Origin of the sequence: Methylobacterium oxalidis (genome assembly GCF_007992195.1) — a bacterium.
In the GTDB taxonomy this organism is placed as follows: domain Bacteria; phylum Pseudomonadota; class Alphaproteobacteria; order Rhizobiales; family Beijerinckiaceae; genus Methylobacterium; species Methylobacterium oxalidis.
Genome location: NZ_BJZU01000002.1, coordinates 36,052 through 57,545, shown reverse-complemented (window position 1 = coordinate 57,545; position 21,494 = coordinate 36,052). Strand labels below are relative to the sequence as shown.

At 73.4% G+C, this 21,494-nt stretch carries 19 protein-coding genes; 5 read left to right on the top strand and 14 right to left on the bottom strand.

Translation table 11 applies throughout. The features are described 5' to 3' along the window. Positions 1–7: 7 nt before the first annotated feature. Complete coding sequence (locus MOX02_RS00465) at positions 8–676, bottom strand: glutathione S-transferase family protein (RefSeq protein ID WP_147023735.1); 669 nt, start codon at positions 674–676, stop codon at positions 8–10. Positions 677–774: 98 nt separating this feature from the next. Here MOX02_RS00465 and MOX02_RS00460 point away from each other — a divergent pair, with 98 nt between their 5' ends. Then, positions 775–1,677: a LysR family transcriptional regulator gene (locus MOX02_RS00460; protein ID WP_147023734.1), complete on the top strand. Its 903-nt coding sequence runs from the start codon at positions 775–777 to the stop codon at positions 1,675–1,677. 10 nt (positions 1,678–1,687) lie between these two features. Here the strand turns inward: MOX02_RS00460 and coaBC are convergent, their stop codons facing one another. Genes coaBC through ubiE form a run of 3 tightly spaced genes read right to left on the bottom strand, consistent with a single transcriptional unit; the run spans position 1,688 to position 5,351 of the window. Beyond that, entirely contained in the window at positions 1,688–2,959 is a 1,272-nt protein-coding gene (coaBC, locus tag MOX02_RS00455) for a bifunctional phosphopantothenoylcysteine decarboxylase/phosphopantothenate--cysteine ligase CoaBC (RefSeq protein WP_147023733.1), read from the bottom strand. A 9-nt stretch (positions 2,960–2,968) separates the two neighbouring features. Further along, positions 2,969–4,525 (bottom strand): 2-polyprenylphenol 6-hydroxylase, encoded by a 1,557-nt coding sequence (gene ubiB, locus MOX02_RS00450; protein ID WP_147023732.1) that lies wholly within the window; start codon positions 4,523–4,525, stop codon positions 2,969–2,971. Positions 4,526–4,577: 52 nt separating this feature from the next. Further along, positions 4,578–5,351 (bottom strand): bifunctional demethylmenaquinone methyltransferase/2-methoxy-6-polyprenyl-1,4-benzoquinol methylase UbiE, encoded by a 774-nt coding sequence (gene ubiE, locus MOX02_RS00445; RefSeq protein WP_147023731.1) that lies wholly within the window; start codon positions 5,349–5,351, stop codon positions 4,578–4,580. Between the two features lie 233 nt (positions 5,352–5,584). Here ubiE and mutM point away from each other — a divergent pair, with 233 nt between their 5' ends. The 4 genes from mutM (at position 5,585) to gmk (ending at position 9,744) form a co-directional block, all read left to right on the top strand. After that, positions 5,585–6,523, top strand: a complete 939-nt coding sequence (mutM, locus tag MOX02_RS00440) for a bifunctional DNA-formamidopyrimidine glycosylase/DNA-(apurinic or apyrimidinic site) lyase (RefSeq protein WP_147023730.1) — start codon at positions 5,585–5,587, stop codon at positions 6,521–6,523. Positions 6,524–6,691: 168 nt separating this feature from the next. After that, on the top strand, positions 6,692–8,071 hold the full coding sequence (mltG, locus tag MOX02_RS00435) for an endolytic transglycosylase MltG (protein ID WP_147023729.1): 1,380 nt from the start codon (positions 6,692–6,694) through the stop codon (positions 8,069–8,071). Between the two features lie 68 nt (positions 8,072–8,139). Continuing rightward, positions 8,140–9,009, top strand: a complete 870-nt coding sequence (locus MOX02_RS00430) for a YicC/YloC family endoribonuclease (protein WP_238179162.1) — start codon at positions 8,140–8,142, stop codon at positions 9,007–9,009. A gap of 63 nt (positions 9,010–9,072) precedes the next feature. Next, on the top strand, positions 9,073–9,744 hold the full coding sequence (gene gmk, locus MOX02_RS00425) for a guanylate kinase (RefSeq protein ID WP_238179164.1): 672 nt from the start codon (positions 9,073–9,075) through the stop codon (positions 9,742–9,744). A 7-nt stretch (positions 9,745–9,751) separates the two neighbouring features. Here the strand turns inward: gmk and MOX02_RS00420 are convergent, their stop codons facing one another. The 10 genes from MOX02_RS00420 to chlG form a co-directional block, all read right to left on the bottom strand. Further along, positions 9,752–10,339 carry a biliverdin-producing heme oxygenase gene (locus tag MOX02_RS00420; protein ID WP_147023727.1) on the bottom strand — a complete coding sequence of 196 codons (588 nt, stop codon included), beginning with the start codon at positions 10,337–10,339 and terminating at the stop codon, positions 9,752–9,754. After that, positions 10,336–12,936: a histidine kinase dimerization/phosphoacceptor domain -containing protein gene (locus MOX02_RS00415; RefSeq protein WP_147023726.1), complete on the bottom strand. Its 2,601-nt coding sequence runs from the start codon at positions 12,934–12,936 to the stop codon at positions 10,336–10,338. Before MOX02_RS00415 ends, MOX02_RS00420 begins: the two co-directional genes overlap by 4 nt. Positions 12,937–13,058: 122 nt before the next feature. Further along, complete coding sequence (locus MOX02_RS00410; RefSeq protein WP_147023725.1) at positions 13,059–14,453, bottom strand: dihydrolipoyl dehydrogenase; 1,395 nt, start codon at positions 14,451–14,453, stop codon at positions 13,059–13,061. A gap of 58 nt (positions 14,454–14,511) precedes the next feature. After that, positions 14,512–15,318 (bottom strand): SDR family NAD(P)-dependent oxidoreductase, encoded by an 807-nt coding sequence (locus MOX02_RS00405; protein ID WP_147023724.1) that lies wholly within the window; start codon positions 15,316–15,318, stop codon positions 14,512–14,514. A gap of 189 nt (positions 15,319–15,507) precedes the next feature. Continuing rightward, a complete protein-coding gene (locus MOX02_RS00400) occupies positions 15,508–17,094 on the bottom strand; it encodes a c-type cytochrome (protein ID WP_147023723.1) in 1,587 nt (528 codons plus the stop codon). Between the two features lie 40 nt (positions 17,095–17,134). Further along, complete coding sequence (locus MOX02_RS00395) at positions 17,135–17,491, bottom strand: hypothetical protein (RefSeq protein ID WP_147023722.1); 357 nt, start codon at positions 17,489–17,491, stop codon at positions 17,135–17,137. Further along, the gene (locus tag MOX02_RS00390; RefSeq protein WP_147023721.1) at positions 17,484–17,987 is read right to left on the bottom strand and encodes a TspO/MBR family protein; all 504 of its coding nucleotides are present in this window, start codon (positions 17,985–17,987) and stop codon (positions 17,484–17,486) included. Before MOX02_RS00390 ends, MOX02_RS00395 begins: the two co-directional genes overlap by 8 nt. Then, positions 17,984–19,171 carry a geranylgeranyl diphosphate reductase gene (locus MOX02_RS00385; protein ID WP_147023720.1) on the bottom strand — a complete coding sequence of 396 codons (1,188 nt, stop codon included), beginning with the start codon at positions 19,169–19,171 and terminating at the stop codon, positions 17,984–17,986. The genes MOX02_RS00390 and MOX02_RS00385 overlap by 4 nt, the downstream gene beginning before the upstream one ends. A gap of 12 nt (positions 19,172–19,183) precedes the next feature. Next, positions 19,184–20,554, bottom strand: a complete 1,371-nt coding sequence (locus MOX02_RS00380) for a BCD family MFS transporter (protein ID WP_147023719.1) — start codon at positions 20,552–20,554, stop codon at positions 19,184–19,186. After that, positions 20,554–21,438, bottom strand: a complete 885-nt coding sequence (chlG, locus tag MOX02_RS00375; RefSeq protein ID WP_147023718.1) for a chlorophyll synthase ChlG — start codon at positions 21,436–21,438, stop codon at positions 20,554–20,556. Before chlG ends, MOX02_RS00380 begins: the two co-directional genes overlap by 1 nt. Between the last annotated feature and the right edge of the window lie 56 nt (positions 21,439–21,494).

Here is a 21,494-nt window from a genome sequence, read left to right as displayed (position 1 = left end):
GGCATCCTCAGGCGGCCTCCGGGATCGGCGAGCGGGGCATCGGCAGGAAGCCCGGCAGCGCCTCGACCCGGCCGAGCCAGGCCCGGACCGCTGGGTAGGGATCGAGCGGGACGCCGCCCTCGGGGGCGTGGGCGACGTAGGAATAGCAGGCGATGTCCGCCAGCGTCGGGTGCGGCGCGGCCAGGAAGTCGCGGCCGGCGAGGTGGTCGTCCATGAAGCGAAGGACGCGCGAGGCGGTCGCCTCGACGGCCGCGCGCTCGGCCTGCGCCCCGAACAGCACCATCAGCCGGGCGAGCGCCGGGCCGTAGCGGACCTCGCCGGCCGCGATGGAGAGCCAACGCTGCACCTGCGCGGCGGCCTCGGGCGCATCCGGCAGCCAGGCGCTGCCCGGGGCGTAGCGGCGGGCGAGGTAGACGAGGATGGCGTTGCTGTCGGCGATCACCGCCTCGCCGTCGACGAGCACCGGGATCTGGCCCAGCGGGTTCAGCCGCCGGAACGCCGCGCCGGCCCGCACCGCGCCGGTCGCCTCCTCGAACCGGTAGGGCAGGCCGAGCAGCGACAGGAACAGCTCGGCGCGGTGCGAGTGGCCCGACAGGCGCATCCCGTGGAGGGTGATGGCGGGCCCGGTGTCGGCGGATTCGGTTTTGGCAGGTTCGGTCTTGGCAGGTTCGGTCATGGCGCTTCTCCGGTGGACCCGGTCGAAGATATTCTTGCGCCGCCGCGGCGAAATCCGTCACGCACGAACGACAGAATTTCAGGTGGCGGAAGGATCGCATGGACCGCATCGATGAGCTCGCGATCTTCGTCGCGATCGTCGAGCAGGGGAGCCTCGCCGCCGCGGCGCGCCGCCTGCGCCGCTCGGGCCCGGCCGTGACGCGGGCGCTCGCCGCGCTGGAGGACCGGGTCGGCGTGCGGCTCCTGGAGCGCACGACGCGCCGCCTCGCCCCGACGGAGGCGGGGCGGGCGCTCGCCGACGAGGCCCGCGCCGTGCTGGCGGCCTACGAGGCCGCGCTCGCGGGCGCCTCGGACGCGCCGGTGCGCGGCCTCCTGCGCGTCACGGCGCCCGTGCAGTTCGGGCGCCTGCACGTGGCGCCGGTGGTGGCGAGCTTCCTCGACGCCTATCCCGAGACGCAGGTCGAGCTGGTGCTGGCCGACCGCAACCTCGACCTGATCGAGGATGGGCTCGACCTCGCGGTCCGGATCGACCGGCTGGCCGATTCGAGCCTGCTGGCGCGGCGGGTCGGCGCGGTCCGCCGGGTGCTCGTGGCGAGCCCGGCCTATCTCGCGGCGCGCGGGCTGCCGCGGCGCCCGGCCGACCTCGCGGCGCACGACACGGTCTTCGGCGCGCCGCGCACGGAGGCGCGGGAGTGGCGCTTCGGCACGGGCCGGCGGGCCACGGCGGTGCGGCTCGCGCCGCGGCTCCTCGTCAACGAGGTCGAGGCGCAGCTCATCGCCGTGCGGGCGGGCCGGGGCATCGCGCGGCTCCTGTCCTATCAGGTGGTGGAGGACATCGCGGCGGGCCGCCTCGTGCGGCTCCTGCGCGAGCACGAGCCGCCGCCGATCCCGGTCCATCTCGTCGCCCGCGGCGGGCCGCACCGCCCGCCGAAGGTCGCGGCCTTCCTCGACCACGCGGCCGAGAGCCTGCGCCGCCTGGCCGTGATCCGCGAGGAGCCCTGAGCGGCCCGCCTCAGGGCGCGCAGAGCGTCCGCGCGAAATGCGCCACGAGGCGGCGCGCGACCTCGTCCTTGTCGAGCGTCGGCCAGGTCTCCACCGAACCGTCGCGGGCGACGAGGTGCACGGTGTTGCTGGCCCCGCCCATGACCCCGCCCTCGGGCGAGACGTCGTTGGCCACGATCAGGTCGCAGCCCTTGCGGGCGATCTTGGCGCGCGCGTAGTCGATCACCGTGTCGGTCTCGGCCGCGAAGCCGACGACGAGGCGCGGACGGCCCGCCGTCAGCCCCGCCACGGTGGCGAGGATGTCCGGGTTCTCGGTCAGCGCCAGGGGCGGGGGCCCGCTCCCGTCCTTCTTGATCTTGGCCGCGCGCGCCTCGGCGGGCCGGAAGTCGGCGACGGCCGCGGCGAACACGGCGAGGTCGGCGGGCAGGGCCGCCTCGACGGCGGCGAGCATCTCGCGCGCGGTCTCGACGCGCACGACGCTCACCCCCACGGGGTCGGGGATCGAGACCGGCCCCGAGACGAGCGTCACCGCGGCGCCCGCGGCGGCGGCGGCGGCCGCGATCGCGTGGCCCTGCCGACCCGAGGAGCGGTTGGCGAGGTAGCGCACCGGGTCGATCGGCTCGTGGGTCGGCCCGGAGGTGACGAGGACGCGCCGTCCCGCGAGCGAGCCCGGAGCCTTGCGGCCGGCGAGGAAGCCGAGGCCGGCGGGCGCGGCGCCCTCCGCGAGCATCGCCTCGAGCGCGGCGCAGATCTCGGCGGGCTCGGCCATGCGGCCCGGCCCGTGCTCGGCCTCGGCCATGGCGCCCTCGTTCGGGCCGACCACCCGCACCCCGTCGCCGGTCAGCACCGCGAGGTTGCGCCGCGTCGCCGGGTGCTGCCACATCCGCACGTTCATGGCGGGCGCGATCAGGATCGGCAGCGTCGTGGCGAGCAGCACCGTCGAGGCGAGGTCCGGCGCGAGGCCGTGCGCCATGCGGCCCATCAGGTTGGCGGTGGCCGGCGCCACGACGACCGCGTCGGCGTCGCGCGCGAGCTTGATGTGGCCGATGTCGGCCTCGTCCGCCCGGTCGAACAGGTCGGTGTGGGCCCGCTCTCCGGCCAGCGCCGCCGCGGCGAGCGGCGTCACGAATTCCTGCGCGCCCTTGGTGAGGAGCGGGCGCACCGCCGCGCCGCGCTCGCGCAGGCGCCGGATCAGGTCGAGGGACTTGTAGGCCGCGATGCCCCCGCCGATCACGAGGAGGATGCGCCGGTTCCGCAGGGGCTGTTCCGTGGGCTTGTCCATGCGGCGAGCTTATCGGAAGGCCATCACCAGCGCACCGATGGCGATGCCCCAGAGCGCCAGCGTCGACCACAGGGCGCGCCGCTTCTCCTGCCGCGCGAAGGCTTCGAGGCGCTGCGCGTCGCCGGTGCCCGCCTCGTCGAGGCGGACCAGGATGCGCTTCAGGCGCTGCGAGAGGTCGGGCACGTCCGCCACCACGTCGGCGACCGTGAGCGCCGCGCGGCCCGCGCTCTCCAGGCGGCCGACGGGCCCGAGGTTGCGGGCGATCCAGGCCCGCACCACGGGCTCGGCGCCCGTCCACATGTCGAGCTGCGGGTCGAGCGAGCGGGCCACGCCCTCCACCACCACCATGGTCTTCTGCAGCATCACGAGCTCGGTGCGCGTGCTCATGTCGAACAGGGCGGTGACGTCGAACAGCAGCGTCAGCACCTTGGCCATCGAGATCTCGTCCGCGCGCCGCTGGTGGATCGGCTCGCCGATCGCCCGGATCGCCTGCGCGAAATCGTCGACGGAATGGTGGGCGGGCACGTAGCCCGCCTCGAAATGCACCTGCGCCACGCGCTTGTAGTCGCGCAGGATGAAGCCGAGCAGGATCTCGGCGAGGAAGCGGCGCTCCTTGTGGCCGAGCCGGCCCATGATGCCGAAATCCACCGCCGTCAGGCGCCCGTCCGCGTCCACGAACAGGTTCCCGGGATGCATGTCGGCGTGGAAGAAGCCGTCCCGGATCGCCTGCCGCAGGAACGACTGGATCACCGTGCGCCCGAGGGCCTTCGGGTCGTGGCCGGCCGCGATCAGGGTCGCGTGGTCGTGAAGGCGCGTGCCCTCGATCCACTCGCTCGTCAGCACGTCCCGCGCGGTGAGCTCCCAGGCGGGCTTCGGCACCCGGAAATCCGTGTCCCCGGCCGTGTTCTGGGCGAGCTCGGACATCGCGGCCGCCTCGAGCCGGAAATCCATCTCCATCATCACGGAGCGGGCGAGGATCTCGACCACCTCCCGCGGGCGCAGGCGCTCGGCCTGGGGGGAGAGCGTGTGGACGACGCGGGCCATGAACCGCATGGCCTGCAGATCGCGCTGGAAGCGCTCGCGCACGCCCGGCCGCATCACCTTCACGGCGAGCGCGCGCTGCGTGCCGTCCGGTTCGATCACGGTGGCCTTGTGGACCTGCGCGATCGAGGCCGCGGCGATCGACTCGCTGAACGTGGCGAAGACCTCGCGCAGGGGCCGCCCGAGGGCGGTCTCGACCACGCGGATCGCCTGGCCCTGCGGGAAGGGGGGCACCCGGTCCTGCAGCCGCTCCAGGTCGATCGCCGCCGCCATGCCGACGATGTCGGGGCGGGTCGCCAGGAACTGCCCGAACTTGACGTAGGAGGGCCCGAGCCGGGTCAGGGCCACGGAGAGACGCGCCGCCCCGTCGCCGAGGCCGGGCCGCTCCAGCATGCGCCCGACCTTGAGGGCGAGGCGCAGGTGCGGGGGCAGTTGCGAGGGGTCCACGAAGGCGAGCCCGCCCTCGCGCGCCAGCACGAAGCCCACATGCGCGCCGCGCACGAGATGGAAGATCGCGCCGATCACCGGAGGTTCGGCTCCCCGGCGCTCGCCCCGGGCGCCGTCGCGGCCAGCACCATCAGGAGACCTTCCAGCCCGAGTGGATCGCCACGATGCCGCCGGACAGCAGGCGGTGGCTGACGTGGCGCAAGCCCGCCGCCTCGATCATGCCCGCGAAGGCGCCGGGGGAGGGGAAGCGGCGGATCGACTCCACGAGGTAGCGGTAGGATTCCGCGTCGCCCGCCACCCGCGCGCCGATCCGCGGGATCACGTGGAAGGAGTAGGCGTCGTAGATCCGGTCGAGCACCGGCATGTCGACCTTCGAGAATTCGAGGCACAGGAAGCGCCCGCCCGGCTTCAGCACCCGGCGCGCCTCGGCGAGCGCCGCCTCGATGCGCGGCACGTTCCGGATGCCGAAGGCGATGGTGTAGGCGTCGAAGGCGGAATCCGGCAGCGGCAGGCTCTCGGCGTTGCCGGTGACGAAGTCGATGCGCCCCGAATAGCGGCCGCCCGCCCGCTCGGCGCCGACGCGCAGCATCGCCTCGTTGATGTCGAGCACGGTGACGTGCGTGCCGGGGCCGCCGGCCTCCAGCGAGCGGAAGGCGATGTCGCCGGTGCCGCCCGCCACGTCGAGGTGGTGGAACGGCCGGCCCTGCGGCGGGCGCAGCATCGCGATGAGCTGCGCCTTCCAGGCCCGGTGCAGGCCCGCCGACATCAGGTCGTTCATCAGGTCGTAGCGCCGGGCGACCGAGCGGAACACGTCGTCGACGCGCTCCTGCTTCTCGGCGAGCGCCACCCGCTCGAACCCGAAATCCGTCGTCGCCCCGTCCGAACGCCGCTCGTCGTCTCGCATGGCACCTGTCCTTCGCCCGCCTCCATAGCGAAGCGGCGGAGAAACCGCCATGCGTCGAAACCCGCGCTCCGGGCCGGGCGCACGGGGTTCGGCGCGCCGGGCGGTTCTCGACGCGGCGCCCGGACGGTGCCGCCAGGTGTCCTGACGCGCGGCGTCGCAGCGGCATTGCTGCGCGGGCGCCGCGGGCCGATATCACGGCCTCCTCCCGACACGTCCACGGTCCAGCACAGAGAATGCCCGAGCTTCCCGAGGTCGAGACCGTCCGCCGCGGGCTGGAGCCCGCCCTGGTCGGGGCGCGCTTCTCCCGCGTCACCCTGCGCCGCCCGAACCTGCGCTTCGCCTTCCCGGAGCGCTTCGCCGAGCGCCTGGAGGGGCGGCGCGTGAGGGAGCTCGCGCGCCGGGCCAAGTACCTGACGGCGCACCTCGATTCGGGCGAGACGCTGGTCATGCACCTCGGCATGAGCGGGCGCTTCGACGTGGCCCTGCCGGATGGGCGAAACCTCTCGCCCGGCGACTTCTACCTCGAAGGGGCGCTCGGCACGCCGAAGCACGACCACGTCGTGATGGCGATGGAGACGGGGGCTACGATCACCTACAACGACGTGCGCCGCTTCGGCTTCATGGACCTCGTGCCGACGGACGGGCTCGCCGCCAGCCGCCACTTCGCCGGCATGGGCATCGAGCCCCTGAGCGAGGCGCTGACGGGCGAGGCGGTGGCGCGCCTGTTCCGCCACCGGATCACGCCGCTCAAGAGCGCGCTCCTCGACCAGCGCCTGATCGCCGGCCTCGGCAACATCTACGTCTGCGAGGCCCTGCACCGGGCCGGCCTCCACCCCGAGGCGCCGGCCGGCAGCCTCGCCACCGGGAGCGGCCGCCCGACCCCGAAGGCGCGCCTCCTCGCCCGGGTGATCCGCGACGTGCTGACCGAGGCGGTGGCGGCGGGCGGCTCGACGCTGCGGGACTACGCCCATACCGACGGCAGCGCCGGCGCCTTCCAGCACGCGTTCCGGGTCTACGACCGGGTCGGCGAGCCCTGCTCGGCCCCGGGCTGCCGGGGCGTGATCGGGCGGATGGTCCAGGCCGGGCGCTCCACCTTCTACTGCGCGGCCTGCCAGCCGGCGCCCGCGCGCGGGGTTGGCACCCGGCGAGCGGCCCTCGGCGCGGCGACATGAGGGCCGCACCGGCAATTTTGCCATAAAGCGGGCTAGGGTCGCGCGGTCCGCGCTCTCCTGACATGCGCGCCCGACCGTGCCATCCTGCCCGGTGCCGCCCCGGCGGCGCCGCACCCGGCGGGAAGACCGGGCGAGGGGTCGGGACGCGCGAGCCCGAGCAGGATTCCGATGTTCTTCCGCAGACGCAAGACGCCCGCGCCGACGCCGACCCTCTCCGACGAGCCGGCCCTGCCGAACCGGCTCTCGCCGCGCTCGCCCGGCGAGGCCATCAAGCCGACCGCGGCCCCGCCGCCGCCCGAGGAGCCGGAGCGCGAGCGCGGCGGGCTGCTCGCCACGATCAGCGGCCTCCTCACCTTCGCGGTGGTGCTCGCCATCGGCGCCATGATCGGCCTGACGCTGGTGCAGCGGCAGATCCACGAGCCCGGCCCGCTCGCCGCCGACAAGGTCGTGGTCATCCCCTCCCGCAGCGGCACCGGCGAGATCGCCGAGATCCTCCAGCGCGAGGGCGTGATCGCCCACACCGGCCTGTTCGAGATCGCCGCCCGCTTCGGCGGCCGGCCGCCGCTCAAGGCCGGCGAGTACAGCTTCAAGGCGCATGCCACGATCAGCGACGCCCTCGACGTCGTGACCTCCGGCCGGCAGGTGCAGCACGCCGTCACCTTCCCCGAGGGGCTGACCAGCGAGCAGATCGTCGCGAGACTCAACGAGAACGAGATACTCGCCGGCGAGATCGGCGAGATCCCCGCCGAGGGCTCGCTCCTGCCCGACACCTACAAGTTCGAGCGCGGCGCCACCCGGCAGCAGATCGTCAACCTCATGAAGGCGAAGCAGAAGGAGGTGCTGAACCAGATCTGGCAGCGCCGGAACGTCGAGGTCCCGGTGCGCACGCCGGCCGAGATGGTCACCCTCGCCTCGATCGTCGAGAAGGAGACGGGCCGGGCCGACGAGCGCCCGCGCGTGGCCGGCGTCTTCGTGAACCGCCTCAACAAGCGCATGCGCCTGCAATCGGACCCGACCATCGTCTACGGGCTCGTGGGCGGGCGCGGCACGCTGGGGCGCGGCATCCAGCGCTCGGAGATCGAGCGGGCGACGCCCTACAACACCTACGTGATCGAGGGCCTGCCGCCGGGCCCGATCGCCAATCCGGGCCGCGCGGCGCTGGAGGCGGTGGCCAACCCCTCGCGCACCAAGGACCTCTACTTCGTGGCCGACGGAACCGGCGGCCACGCCTTCGCCGACAGCCTGGAGGGCCACCAGAAGAACGTCGCCCGCTGGCGGGCGGTGGAGCGCAGCCGCCAGAACGCCTCGCCGGACGCGGGCGGCGTCGACAAGGCGGACCCGCCGGCCGATGCCGGCGCCGTGCCCGGCCGCGCCTCCGCCTTCGCGCCGCCGACCGACGCGGCCTTCGCCGCCGACGGGACCAACGCGGCGGGCGGGCGCTCGCGCGCCTTCGACGCCTCGGAGGGCACCAAGCTCGATCCCTTGAAGAACAAGACGTTCGACCTGAATTCGGCGAAGTCCGTGCCGGTGCTCAAGCAGCCGCGTTGATCGTCGAGGCCCGTGCGGCGCGGGCGCCACAGCGGAGCGGGGGCTCAGTCAGGGACATGATCGCGAGCATGACCGGGTTCGCCCGGGCCACCGGAACGACGGGCCCGGTGCAGTGGGCCTGGGAGGTCCGGAGCGTCAACGGCCGCGGCCTCGACGTGCGGGTACGGGTGCCGAACGGCGCGGAAGCCGCGGGCGAGACCGCCCGCACCGCCCTGCAGAAGACCCTGACGCGCGGCCAGTGCCAGGTCTCGCTCGCCCTGACGAAGCCCGAGACGGCCGCGCGGGTGCGGGTCAACGAGGCACTCCTCGCCGCGCTCGCCGCGGCGGTCGCCCGGGTGCCGGTGCCGGAGGGCCTCGCCCCCGCCACCATGGACGGGCTGCTCGGGGTGCGCGGCGTCATCGAGAGCGAGGAGGCGGAGGGCGCCGAGACGGAATCGCTCGCCCGCGACCTCGCCGAAGGGGTGGTGCGGCTCGTCGCCGACCTCGTCGAGGCGCGCCGCGCGGAAGGGCGCCAGCTCCAGGAGATCGTCACCGCCCAGCTCGCCCGCATGGGCGAGCTGACCCGGGCCGCCGAGGAGTGCCCGGCGCGCCGGCCCGAGGCCGTGCGGGCGAAGCTCTCCGCCAGCCTCGCCAGCCTCACCGAGGGGAGCGGCGGCGGGCTCGACCCGGAGCGGCTGCACCAGGAGGCGGTGCTGCTCGCCGCCAAGGCCGACGTGCGCGAGGAGCTCGACCGCCTGCGCGCGCACCTCGCGGCGGCGGGCGAGCTGATCGCCAACGGCGGCGCCATCGGCCGGCGCCTCGATTTCCTGGCGCAGGAGCTCGGCCGCGAGTCGAACACGCTCTGCGCCAAGGCCAACGACATCGCCCTGTCGCGGATCGGACTCGACTTGAAGGCCGTGGTGGAGCAATTCCGCGAGCAGGTCCAGAACGTCGAGTAGGGTGCGTCGAGGCATGGTGCGGTCGCGAGCCAGCGGGCAGGTCGAGATGGGGAGTGCCCGCCGATGACCGGGGCAATGCCGGAGCCGGGCGAGGCGCGGATCGGCCGGCGCGGCCTGATCCTGATCCTGTCCTCCCCCTCGGGGGCGGGAAAGACGACGCTGACGCGGGCCATCGCGCAGGACGGCGGCTGGGGCCTCGAGCTCTCGATCTCCGTGACCACGCGCCCGCGCCGCCCCTCGGAGATCGAGGGCAAGCACTACCGCTTCATCGACCGGGAGGCGTTCGAGGGCCTGCGCGCCCGCGACGACCTGCTCGAATGGGCGGAGGTGCACGGCAACTTCTACGGCACGCCGCGCCGGCCCGTGGAGAAGGTCCTGGCCGAGGGCCGGGACATGATCTTCGACATCGACTACCAGGGCACGCGGCAGGTCCGCTCGAAGCTCTCGGACGACGTCGTCACGGTCTTCATCCTGCCCCCAAGCATGGCGGAGCTGCGCCAGCGCCTGGAGCGGAGGGCCGAGGATTCGCCGGCCACCATCGAGAAGCGCCTCGCCAACGCCCGCGTCGAGATCCAGCGCTGGAGCGAGTACGACTACGTCATCGTCAACGACGACCTCCAGAACGCGTTCACGTCGCTCCAGGGCATCCTCACGGCCGAGCGCCTGAGGCGGAACCGCCGCACCGGCCTCGGCGCCTTCGTGGACGGGCTGCTGAGCGAGGGCGAGCGGGGCTGAGGGCGCCTCAGGCCGCCGCGCTCGCCGCGCGGCCGCACAGCCACAGGCGCATCGCGTCGAACGTCGCGGTGGCGGCGCGCGAGGTCGCCTCGGCCTCCTGCCCGCCCGGCGCGGCCTCGAGGCGGGCGCGGAAGGCCGCCCACAGCGCGCCGGTGCGCTCGCCCCGGCCTCGGTAATAGGCGCAGGCCCCCTCGGCGTCGGCCCCGTGCAGCGCCTCGATGCGGCGGCCGATGACCTGCCCGCCGAGCGTCGATCCCTCCAGCACGTAGAGCGCGCCCAGCGCCGCGGCCGGCCCGTCGAGGCGCGGGGCCGGGGCGGCCGGCAGCAGCCCCAGGGCCGCCGCGTCGAGCCCGAGAACACCGAGGTCCGCGTCGAGGGCCGGCAGGCGCCGCCGCTGCGCGAGGAAGGGCTCGTCGCCGAGCGCGGCCGCGATGGCCGGCTCGTAGGCGGCGTGGAAGCCGCGCAGGCGCGCGAGGAGGTCGCGGTAGCCGGAGAGCGTGGCCACCCGCGCCTCCCAGTCGAGGTCCCGCTCCAGGGCCTCGTGCGCGGCGGCGGTCTCCGCGCGCAGGCGGGCGTGCAGTCCGGGTGCGCTCACGCGGTGATCGTGAAGCAGGCGCCGGGCGCGTTGGCGACTTCGAGGCGCGCGTTGATCTGGTCGAGCATCGCGCGGATCATCTTCATGCCGAGGCCGGTGCCCTGCGGCCTCGCCTCGCTCCAGCCCTCCGGCATGCCCTGGCCGTCGTCGCAGACCTTGAGCTGCACGATGCCGACCCCGGAGGAGGAGACGCTCACCTCGACGCGGCCGCCCCCGGTCGGGTTCGCCGCGTACTTGAAGGCGTTGGTGACGAGCTCGGTGGCGATCAGCGAGAGCGCCACCGCCTTGCGGTAGGGCACCATCACGCCGGGCTCGGCCACGAGGTCGACGGCGTGCCCGTCGCCCGCCATGCCGGCGAGGTCGCTGCACAGGTTCTCGATCGTCTGGCCGAGATCGACCTCCTCGACGCTCTCGGCCTGGTAGAGGCTGTCGTGGACGCGGGCCACGCTCATCACCCGCGCCGAGGTCTCGGCGAAGGCCTGGCGCGCGTCCGGGTCGGCGATCTGCCGGCGCTGCATCTGCAGGAAGGCGGAGACGATCTGCAGCGAGTTCTTCACCCGGTGGTCGATCTCGCGGGTCAGGAGATCCTTCTGCGAGAGGAGCTTCTCCTTGTCGGCGAGGAGACCCGTCAGCTCGTCGATCTTGCGGCGCTGGCGCAGCACCACGCCCTCGACGGCGCCGGCGAGCGACTGCGCCAGCGAGACCTGCCAGTCGGCGAAGGGGGTGGCGAAGCCGGTGCGCTCCTCGACCCAGCGCTCGAAGGAGCGGCGCGGCAGCACCGCCACGGGTCCGCTGCCGGCGAGCACCGGCTTGCGGGGGTCGCCGCCCCAGGTCACCGTGCTCGGCACCTCGGGCCGGAACCAGAGCAGCAGGTGCTCGCGGGCCGCGTCGACGAAGACGGCCAGCAGCCCGCTCGCGATCTCCCGGTAGGCGGCGGCGGGCGGGAAGGCGGCGGAGAGGGCGTCCGTGGCGTAGGCCGGGCTCTCCACGGGCTGCTCCCTGAGCCAGGCGGCGAGGGCGCCCACCTGCGCCGCGCCGGGGGTCTTGCCGATCAGCGTGACGGCGTCGCCCGAGACGATCCCCGCGCCGGTCGCGGCGAACAGATCGAGGAGGGTCACCGACCCCGCCGTGAGTGCGCCGACGAAATCCTCCGAGTGCGTCAACCCGCGCACGAGGCGCCCCTCCGTGTCGAGATGGGCCTGCTGCTCGGCCCAGGCGCGGCGGGCCTCGATCTCCTGCACCCGCATGGCGAAGGCGTCGGTGATGACGGTGGCGGCCGCCCGCGTCTCCGGCGCCACGTAGTGCGGCTGCCGGTGGTGGCCGATCATCAGGCCCCAGAGCCGGCCCTCGACCATGATCGAGATGGACATCGAGCCGTTCACGCCGAGATTGCGCTGGTACTCGAGGTGGATCGGCGAGAGCGTCCGGTGCTGGGCGAAGGTGAGGTCGATCGGCGCGTTGCCGGCGGCCGGCGCGGCGACGAGGGGCACCGGCACGCTGTCGCGGTCGATCACGAAGCGGCTCTTCGCCTTGGTGTAGAGGGCGCGGGCCTGGGCGGGGATGTCGGAGGCCGGGAAGCGCAGGCCCAGCAGCGAGCGCGCCCAGTCCGCCACCTTGTCCTCGGCGATGGCCTCGCCGTTCCAGTCCGCGTCGAAGCGGTAGACGAGGACGCACTCGAAGCCGGTGAGCGCCCGGACCTCGAGGGCCGCGATGCGGGCCACGCCGCCGAGCGTCCCGGCCGCGCGCAGGCGCGCCACGGAGAGTTCCGTGTCGGTCTGGCTCGCGACGGAGAAATCCTCCGGCAGCTCGGGCGCGACCTCCATCTCGACGACGACCCGGCCGAGATGGGCGTGCGCCACCGCGTAGAAGCTGCGCGCGGAGAGGTCCCGGCCGGGCAGGCGGATCGTGCGGCGGATCGTGCGGCCGTCGTCCAGGGTGCTGGCCGCGACGCGCGCGCGGATCATGTCGACGAAGGCGCGCGGCAGCACGGCGTCGAGGCGCCGGCCCGCCAGGGGGCGGCCGTCGTCGGGCAGCGCCTCGTGGACGTTCACGCTGTGGGCGATGATCTCCAGGCTCTCGGCGTCCGCCGCGATCATCACGGCGTTCGGCTGGATCGAGCCGGGGATGTGGATCGGCTCGCGCTCGCACAGGCTCGGGTCGACGGGCTCGGCGCGGCTCCGGCTCCCGACCGCGGCGAGCACCGCCTCGCGGGTGCCGCCGGAGCTCAGGCTGCCGATCGGCCGGATGGTGAGCCAGACGTGCTCGCGCCCCTGCCGCATCCGGATCTGGGCACGCAGTGGTTGAGGGATACGCCCGAACACGAACTCGAACGACTCGTCGAGGTGGTTCCGGCGCAGCCCGGCGAGGAAGCGGCCGTGGAAGCTCGGCAGGTTGGTGGCGGGCGCCACCATCCGGAAGTAATGGTGGCCGATGACGGCGGAGGCGGACAGCCCGCTGAGCGAGCTCGCGGCGTCATTGTAGACCACCACCACGCCCGCGCGATCGAGCCCGATCACCCCGAAATCGAGCCGGTCGAGCTCGTCGGTGCCGAGGGCATCGAGATCGGTGTCGCCGCTGTCCGGATCCGTCAGCAGCATCGGGCCTGAACTGTCGTCATGCGTCGACCGGTATGAACGGGCGGGAAGCCGAGTGCAATGCTCGGTTGGTCGCGAACCGCGCGGACAGGTGCGGACGCACGGGAATCCCGTCGCGGCCGGTCTCAGGCCCGGACCTGACGGACGATGTCGGCGAGCGCGGTCTCCAGCCCTTCCTCCAGGGTCGGGTGGTAGAAGGGCCGGTCGCGCAGGTGCGCCGCGCCCATTCCCTCCTGCACGGCGAGCGCGAGCAGCTGGGAGAGGTGCTCGACGCCCGGCCCCAGCATCTCGCCGCCGAGGAGGCGTCCGCCGCGGTCCGCCCAGACCCGCATGCCGCCGCGGGCCTCGCCCTCGACGCGGGCGCGGCCCTGGTCGCAGAAGCTCATGGCGCCCGTCACCCGGCTCTCGCCCGCCGCCGCGTCGTAGGGCGCGCCGACCGACGCGGCCTGGGGATGGGTGAACACCATCCTGAGATCGACCCAGGGCTCGGGTGCCGCGAGCGGGCGCCCGGCGGCGAGGGCGGCGGCGTTCGCGCCGGCAATGCGCCCCTGGCGCGCGGCCTCGTGCAGGATCGGGCGCTCGGCGCTGGCGTCGCCCGCGATCAGGATGGGAGCGCCCTCGCAGAGGAGGGTGCGCGGGTCGAAGGGCGGCAGGCCCGTCTCGCCGAGGCTCAGCCCGGCGGCGTCGAGGCCGAGGCCGGCGACGTTCGGCGGCCGCCCGGCGGCGGCGAGCACCCGCTCGAAGCGCCGCTCCTCCTGCCCGCCGCCCGGCGCGGTCCAGGCCAGCCGCACGCCGTCGCCGTCGATCGCGCCGGCCGTCACCTCGACGCCGAGATGCAGGCCGATCTCCGCGCCGAACACCTCCGCGGCCGCGGCGGCGAGGTCGGGGTGGCTCAGGCCGGCGAGGCTGCGGCCGGTGTCGAACAGGCAGACCTCGACGCCGAGGCGGGCCATCGCCTGCGCGATCTCGATGCCGACCGGCCCGCCCCCGAGCACGGCGAGCGAGCGCGGCAGGTCCGGGATCTCGAAGACCGTGTCGGTGGTCAGCACCCGCCCGCCGAGGTCCCGCAGCGGCTTCGGCACGCTCGGGCTCGAGCCCGTCGCGACCACGGCCGCGCGGTAGCCGACGCGGACGTCCTCGCCGACGCGCAGGCGCCCGGGCTCCTCGAACCAAGCGCGGCCCGACAGGCGCTCGTCCGCGGGCAGCGCGTCGAGCCCGTCGAGGACCGAGGCGACGAAGCGGTCCCGCTCCGCCCGAAGCCGCCCCAGCACGGCGCGGCCTTCGACCCGGACCTCGGGCACGTCGAGGCCGAACAGGCCGGCCCCGCGGGCGGCGTGGGCCGCCGCGCCGGCCGCGATCAGGAGCTTCGAGGGCATGCAGCCGACGCGGGCGCAGGTCGTGCCGCCGGGCCCCGCCTCGATCAGCAGCGCGCGGGCGCCCGCCGTCCGCGCCGCGGCGTGGGCGGCGATGCCCGCCGTCCCGGCCCCGATGACGGCGACGTCGCAGGCAATCTCTCGCATGTCCTCGTTCTCGTTCGTCTCGGGGGCGGTCGCGGCTCGGGGCGCGGGCCGGCGCGCCTCAGCTCGCCATGGTGAGGACGGCGCCCCCGTCGATGCGCAGGTTCCCGCCGGTGATGAAGCTCGCCTGCTCCGAGCACAGGAAGGCCACGGCCGCCGCGACCTCCTCGGCCCGGCCGCGCCGCTTGGCGACGATCCCGGGGCGCTTCTCGTCGAGGAAGGTCTCGATCGCCTCCTCGAAGGAGACGCCGAGTTCCTTCGCGCGCTTCTCCATCATGGCGTCGGTCATCGGCGTCGCCACGAAGGCGGGGGCGACGGAATTCACGAGGACGCCGTTGGGGCCGTAGGCTTTCGAGAGGCCCTTCGTCAGGTTCATCAGGCCGGCCTTGGCGGCGCAGTAGGGCAGCTCCTCGACGTAGGGCTGCACCGCGTCCTCGGAGGTGAACAGGACCACGCGGCCCCAGCCCGCCTCGCGCATGCCGGGGATGAAGGCGCGGGCGACCCGCACCGCCACCATCAGGTCGGCCTGGATCGTCTCCAGCCAATCGTCGTCGCTGAGTTCGAGGAAATCGCCCGTGGCGCCGGTGATGCCGGCGGCGTTGACGAGGATGGTCGGCTTCTGCCCGAAGGCCCCGTCCGCGAAGCTCTTGAGCGTCCCGACGCCGGCCATGCCGCTGAGGTCGGCGGCCACCGCCCGCACCTCGCCGAGCGCGGCGAGGTCCCTGGCCGCGGCCTGCACCTTCTCGTCCTCGACATCCGTCAGGACGATTCTGACGCCCTCGCGCAGGAGGTACTCCGCGCTCGTCTTGCCCATGCCCGAATCGCCGCCCGTCACGACGGCGACGCGCCCGCTGATACCGAGGTCCATCGCGATGCTCCTGAGTGCCGGAAAAGCCGTCGGCGCCTCTCCGGGCAGACATCGCGCAGGTGCCGCCGGCAGCCTATGCCCGTCCCCGAAAGTCCTCCCGATCGGATGATCGCGTCCCAACATCGGGCACCGGCGATCGTTCCTCCGGGCCGCCCCGCTGCGGCATCGTGGCCCGGATGATCCGGGGCCTCAGTTGCGGCTCGGAGCCGGGCCGGCGGGGACCTGCGTGCTCGCCTGCTTCTCCGGGCTCTTGAGCTGGCTGTAGGCGACGTTGCCGAAGCTGCCGATCACCGCGTGCCAGGGCGCGTCGGCGTAGAAGTTCGTGTCCTTGGCGACCCGGCAGAAGGTCGCGGTGAGCCCGTTGACGATGTCGTCGTCGCTGGCACCCGCGGCCTCGGCCTTGAGCTTGGGCAGGATCGCGTTCAGGCGCGGGACGAACTCCTCCTGCTTCAGGCTCTTCAGTTGCTCGGCGGTGCCGGTGGCCTCGATCGCCCTGGCGAGGTTCGCGTTGCCGACCGCCGAGCAGGCGGCGTTGCCCGCGAGCATCGTCTGGATGTTGGCCCGCGCGTCCGAGACGACGCCCTTGTCGCTGATGACCGGGGCCTTGTTACCCCAGGAATTGCGCACGTAGTCGGTGACGGCGGCGATCTGCTGATCGGTCATGCCCTGGCCGACGGCGGGCATCGAGGCGTAGCCGTTCTGCGCGGCGAGCCCGCCCAGCACCACGTTGATCACCGTCTGCGGCCCGGCGGACTGCACCGAGGTGTTGCCGGCGAGCGCCGGGATCGCGCCCTCGACGCCCCGGCCATCCGGCTTGTGGCAGGACGAGCAGTAGCTCAGGTAGACCGAGGCGCCCGGCGCGTTCGGCTGGTCGAACGCCTGCAGGTCCTTGACCTTGTAGGTCTCCTTCGCCTTCTGCGTGCGCAGGTAGGCGACCATCGCCTTGATGTCGGCGTCGGTGAGCTTGCTCAGGGATTCCTCGATGGTCTGGCGCATCGGCCCGGCCGCGACTCCCGGCTTGTTGCCCGGCGCCGCCCCGGTCTTGAGGTAGGTCGCGACCTGTTCGTCGGTCCAGGAGCCGATGCCCTGGTGGTCGTCGGGCGTGATGTTGGGCGCGTACCAGCCGTCGATGACACCGCCGCCGAGCTTGCCGGCGAGCCCGCTGTTGCCGACGATCTTATTCTCGTTGTGGCACATGCCGCAGTGGCCGAGCCCCTCCACGAGGTAGCCGCCGCGGTTCACCTCGGCGCTGGCGTTCGGGTCCGGCTTGAACTCGCCGGCGGTGAAGAAGGCGGTGCGCCAGGTGACGAGCGCCGTGCGGATGCTGAAGGGGAAGGGGATCTCGCTCGCCTTGCGCGGGTTCTTCACCGGCTCCAGCGACTGCAGGTAGGCGTAGATCGCCTTGACGTCGTCGCGCGTCACCTTGGTGTACCAAGCGAAGGGGAAGGCGGGGTAGAGGTAGGACCCGTCCTTGCCGATGCCGTCGTGGAAGGCGCGGTAGAACTCCTCCTCCGACCAGTTGCCGAGGCCCGTCTCCTTGTCGGGCGTCAGGTTGGGGGTCATGATCTTGCCGATCGGCGTATTCAACGCGTAGTTGCCGGCGAACTTCTTTCCCTCCGGGCCCGTGTGGCAGGCCACGCAGTCGCCCGCCGTGACGAGGTACTCGCCGCGCTTGACCAGATCCTGGTCGGCGCCCTGCGCCAGCACCGTGGCGGATGAGAACAAAGTCCCGGCAAGTAGACCGGAGGTTGCAGCGAGCGCGAGCATGCGACGCATAATGCTTGTTCTCCGGCCAGGAAGCTGGTTTTAGAATAAATCAGCTCGGGATTTGCGCCTTGAACGCGGCCTGATTGGTCGAAGTTCCTGGCTCACGAAATCGTGGCGTGCGACCAAACGGCATTCCGGAACGCTGTCCGAAGCGCGTCGCGAGGTCGCCCAGATGAGCGATGAGCGACACGGTCAGCCAGAGCGCGATCTCGCCCCACGGCGCGCCCGTCAGGCCGGCCCGCAGGGCGAGCATCAGCGCGGCGCCGGAACCCAGATTGCACAAGAGGTTAAGGGGGGCGGGGCCCCGCCCCGTCCGCGCCCGGTAGGCGAGCAGGACGAGTGCTTCGACCATCACCAGCGCGAGGATGATCTCCACGATCCGTCCGCTCATCACGAGCTCAGCCATGGCCCGGCCTCCCGAACGGCCCGTTCAGGCGCACGATCGCCCGGTTGAGGCAGGCCGCGACGCCGACCCAGGCGAGGTAGGGCAGGAGGAGCAGGGCGGAGACCATCGAGAGCGGCAGGCTCAGGAGGATCAGGACGAGGATTGAGACCCACAGGACGAGGATCTCGACGAAGGCCCAGTCCGGCCGCTCGGCCCGGAAGAACAGCCCGCTCCAGGCGATGTTGAGGGCGGCGTTCACCGCGTAGGCCGCGACGAGCGCGGCTCGGCTCGCTGCGTCGCCGGCGGCACTCCAGGCGAGCACGCCCGAGACGGTGATCAGCGCGAAGATCACGGCCCAGATCGGCCCGAAGGCCCAGTCCGGCGGCCGCCAGGCCGGGCGCCGGAGCGCCTGCGACCAGGGCCCCGTCCGGGTCAGCAGGCCGCCCGCCAGGGCGACCGCAAGGGCGGCGAGAGCGGCGACGAGGACGGCCCGCCAGTCCGGCGCACCCTGCGTCACGGGGAGACCCAGCGGAACAGGTGCGCGAGGTCCTTGAAGAAGATGCGGGCATGGGCGGCCGGCTTGGCGCGCACCAGCTCCTTGTTCATGTAGGCGTCCCAGGTGAGCTGCTGCACGTCCTTGTCGCGGCAGATCGCGACGAATCGCTCCCTGAGGCCGTCGTTGCGATACCAGACCCACTGCATGATCCGCAGGATCAGGAAGACGCGCCCGTGCAGCTTCATGAAGCGGCGGCGCGCGGTCCCGAGCATCCGCGCGTCGCCCGTGCGCAGGAAGGCGTCCGCCGCCTCCGCCGCGAGGCGCCCGCCGAGCATCGCGTAGTAGATGCCCTCGCCGGAGGCCGGGGCGACGATGCCGGCGGCATCCCCCGTCAGCAGCACGTCGCGGCCGTTGTCCCATCGCTTCAGCGGCTTCAGGGGGATCGGCGCACCCTCGCGGCGCAGGGTGGCGCCGGCGTCGAGCCCGGTCGAGGCGCGCAGCGACCGGATCGCCCCACGCAGGGAGAATCCCTTCTGCGCGGAGCCGGTGCCGACGCTGATCGTGTCCCCGTGCGGGAAGATCCAGGCATAGAAATCCGGCGAGAGCCGGCCCTGGTAGAACACGTCGCAGCGGCTGCCCTCGAAGTCGCCGCCGGCTTCCGGGCGCCGGACGATCTCGTGGTAGGCGAAGACCTGCCGCATCCCGGCATGCCCGGGGATCTCGGCGCGCCCCACCGGCGAGGTCGCCCCGTCCGCGCCGATCACGAGTCGGGCGCGCACCGCGCGCTCCGCCCCCTCGGCCCGGTAATGGACGGTGGTGACGTCGTCGGCGCGCGAGACGCGCTCGAAGGTGCCGGTGCGGTGCTCGGCTCCGGCGAGGGTCGCCCGGCGCCTCAGCCAGGGGTCGAAATGCTCGCGGTCGACCATGCCGACAAAGCCGTCGCCGACCGGCATGTCGACCCGCTTCTCGGCCGGCGAGATCATCCGGGCCGAGCGGATGCGGGCGACGATGAGGTCGTCGGGGATCGCGAAGTCGCGGATCAGGCGGGGAGGGATGGCGCCGCCGCAGGGCTTGATGCGCCCGCCCCGGTCGAGGAGGAGGACGCGGCGGCCGGCGCGCGCGAGGTCGGTCGCCGCCGTCGCGCCCGCCGGCCCGCCGCCGACCACCACCGCATCGAAGGTCTCTGGCTCGGCCGGCTCGGTCATGGCGGGCGTCCTCTAGAAGCGGGGCTCGAACTGCAGGATCGGCGCGGCGCGGCGCGCCTGCGGCACGCGCGTCTCGGCGGCGTGCTCGACGCGGGTCGCGATGACGGTCGCGGCGGCGAACAGGAGCGCCTCGGCCGTGAAGACCGCGGCGTAGGCGTGGACCGGCTGCGGCATGACGAGGCGGGCGAGATCGACCGCCACCGTGCCGAGGAACCCGCCGGTGCCGAAGGCGACGCCCTGCGCCGCGCCCCACACACCCATGCGGGTGCCCCGCTCGGCCTCCCCGCCGGCCCCGGCGAGGCCCATCATCGAGCCGATCGCCGCCACCGCGAAGATGCCGTTGAAGAGGCCAAGGGCGAAGACGAGGAGCCGCAGCGGGAAGTCCGGCCCGATCAGGCCGCCGCCCGCGATGCCGAGGAGCGCGGCCCCCGAACCGGCGCAGCCCACCGCCGTCCAGAGCTTGAGCGACCCGAGCACCGGCCCGCCGATCCCCATCGTCACGCCCGCCACGAACAGCATGCCGGCGAGCACGCCCCCGTGCTGGAGCCCGGCGAGCTTCGTGGTGACGCCGGGACTCATGGCGAAAACGAGCCCGGCGAAGGGCTCGAGGATCAGCTCCTGCGCGCTGTAGGCCAGCATCGCCACGAAGATGAACACCGTGAAGCGCCGCGCCTGCGGCTCCGCCCAGACCCGCGCCAGCACCTCGCGGAAGGGCGGCTTGCGCTCCGGCGCCGCCTGCGCCTCGACAGGGCGCCGCGGCTCGATGCCGGTCACGGCGAAGCAGGCCACCGCGAAGGCGACGAGCGAGACCGTGCCCGAGACGGCCACGAGACGCGCGCCCGAGAACGGGTCGAGGAAGTGCCCGGCGAGCGGCGCGGTGATCGCGAAGCCGGCGATCATCATGACCCAGACGATGGTGGCCGCCGCACCCCGGCGGCGGGCCGCGACGCTGCCGGCGAGGAGCACGAGGAGGGAGGTTCCGGCCGCGCCCGCTCCCATCCCGACCGTGAGGAAGGACAGGACGGCGAGCGCGAGGCCGGCGGTCCGGTCGATCTCGCAGAGGGCGGTGGCGACCGCGGCCCCGAAGCCGCCGAGCGTCAGCGCCCCCATGCCGCCGACGATCCAGGGCGTTCGCCGTCCACCGACGTCGGAACCGTAGCCCCAGCGTGGGCGCAGCACCTGCACGGCATAGTGCAGCGCCACGAGGCCGCCGGGAACGATGGCGGGCAGCGCCAGCTCCACCACCATCACGCGGTTGATGGTCGAGGTCATCAGCACGACGACGGCGCCGAGCGCCGTCTGCACGAGGCCGAGCCGGACGATCTGCCCCCAGGAGAATCCCGGAGGCGCGTCACCCGAACCCTGAATGGCGGGAGCGCCCATCACACCGCCCCTTGCACGAGAGGCCGCAGCGCGAAGGCGGCCACCAGCATGCCGAGCACGTAGAGGGTCGTGCCGGTGCTGTTGTACCACGCGGCCTTGGCGCGTGGGGCGGCGAGGAGGGTGCGCATCAGCGCGATCTGGCCCAGCAACAGGAGCCCGACCGCGCCGGCGTGCCACGGCCGATCCCAGGCGAAGAGGAAGAGAATCACTACGGCCTGGGGCAGCGCCATGACCCAGCAGGCGAAACGCGCCGCGCGATCCGTGCCGAGCTGCACCGGCAGCGAGCGGATGCCGGTGCGGGCATCGCCCTCGACGGACTTGAAGTCGTTGAGCGTCATGATGCCGTGGGCACCGATCGAGTACAGGAACGCCACCGCGAGCACCCGCCGGTCCGGCATCGCGGCGGCCATAACCGCGGCACCCGTGAACCAGGGCAGCCCCTCGTAGCAGAGCGCGACGGCGCTGTTGCCCCACCAGCCGTTGCGCTTCAGGCGGAGCGGCGGGGCGCTGTAGAGCCACGCCAGCACGAGGCCGAACAGGGCGGCTCCGAGGATCCAGGGACCGAGCGCTGTCGCCACCGCCAGGGACAGCAAGGTCCAGGCGGCGGCGACATAGAAGCCCCAGCGACCGGGCATGCGGCCGGACGGAATCGGCCTGTCGGGCTCGTTGATGGCGTCGACGTGCCGGTCGTACCAGTCGTTGACCGCTTGGCTCGTGGCACAGACGAGCGGCCCGGCGAGCAGGACGCCGGCCCCGATCATCGCCCACTGGCCGGTCGGAGACTGGCCCGAGGAGACCACGCCGCAGGCGAAGGCCCACATCGGCGCGAACCACGTGATCGGCTTCAGGAGCTCGATGAGTGCGCTTGGAGCCGGCGTAGCCATGAGGGAAGGCTATTTTTGCCGGAGCCGTGTGTCAAGTTCGACTTACACTTTCGCAG

Coding starts and splice junctions, on each gene's coding strand:
- MOX02_RS00465 (WP_147023735.1), bottom strand. CDS start 676: ATGACCGAACCTGCCAAGACCGAACCTGCCAAAACCGAATCCGCCGAC.
- MOX02_RS00460 (WP_147023734.1), top strand. CDS start 775: ATGGACCGCATCGATGAGCTCGCGATCTTCGTCGCGATCGTCGAGCAG.
- coaBC (WP_147023733.1), bottom strand. CDS start 2,959: ATGGACAAGCCCACGGAACAGCCCCTGCGGAACCGGCGCATCCTCCTC.
- ubiE (WP_147023731.1), bottom strand. CDS start 5,351: ATGCGAGACGACGAGCGGCGTTCGGACGGGGCGACGACGGATTTCGGG.
- mutM (WP_147023730.1), top strand. CDS start 5,585: ATGCCCGAGCTTCCCGAGGTCGAGACCGTCCGCCGCGGGCTGGAGCCC.
- mltG (WP_147023729.1), top strand. CDS start 6,692: ATGTTCTTCCGCAGACGCAAGACGCCCGCGCCGACGCCGACCCTCTCC.
- MOX02_RS00430 (WP_238179162.1), top strand. CDS start 8,140: ATGACCGGGTTCGCCCGGGCCACCGGAACGACGGGCCCGGTGCAGTGG.
- gmk (WP_238179164.1), top strand. CDS start 9,073: ATGACCGGGGCAATGCCGGAGCCGGGCGAGGCGCGGATCGGCCGGCGC.
- MOX02_RS00415 (WP_147023726.1), bottom strand. CDS start 12,936: ATGCTGCTGACGGATCCGGACAGCGGCGACACCGATCTCGATGCCCTC.
- MOX02_RS00410 (WP_147023725.1), bottom strand. CDS start 14,453: ATGCGAGAGATTGCCTGCGACGTCGCCGTCATCGGGGCCGGGACGGCG.
- MOX02_RS00405 (WP_147023724.1), bottom strand. CDS start 15,318: ATGGACCTCGGTATCAGCGGGCGCGTCGCCGTCGTGACGGGCGGCGAT.
- MOX02_RS00400 (WP_147023723.1), bottom strand. CDS start 17,094: ATGCGTCGCATGCTCGCGCTCGCTGCAACCTCCGGTCTACTTGCCGGG.
- MOX02_RS00395 (WP_147023722.1), bottom strand. CDS start 17,491: ATGGCTGAGCTCGTGATGAGCGGACGGATCGTGGAGATCATCCTCGCG.
- MOX02_RS00385 (WP_147023720.1), bottom strand. CDS start 19,171: ATGACCGAGCCGGCCGAGCCAGAGACCTTCGATGCGGTGGTGGTCGGC.
- MOX02_RS00380 (WP_147023719.1), bottom strand. CDS start 20,554: ATGGGCGCTCCCGCCATTCAGGGTTCGGGTGACGCGCCTCCGGGATTC.
- chlG (WP_147023718.1), bottom strand. CDS start 21,438: ATGGCTACGCCGGCTCCAAGCGCACTCATCGAGCTCCTGAAGCCGATC.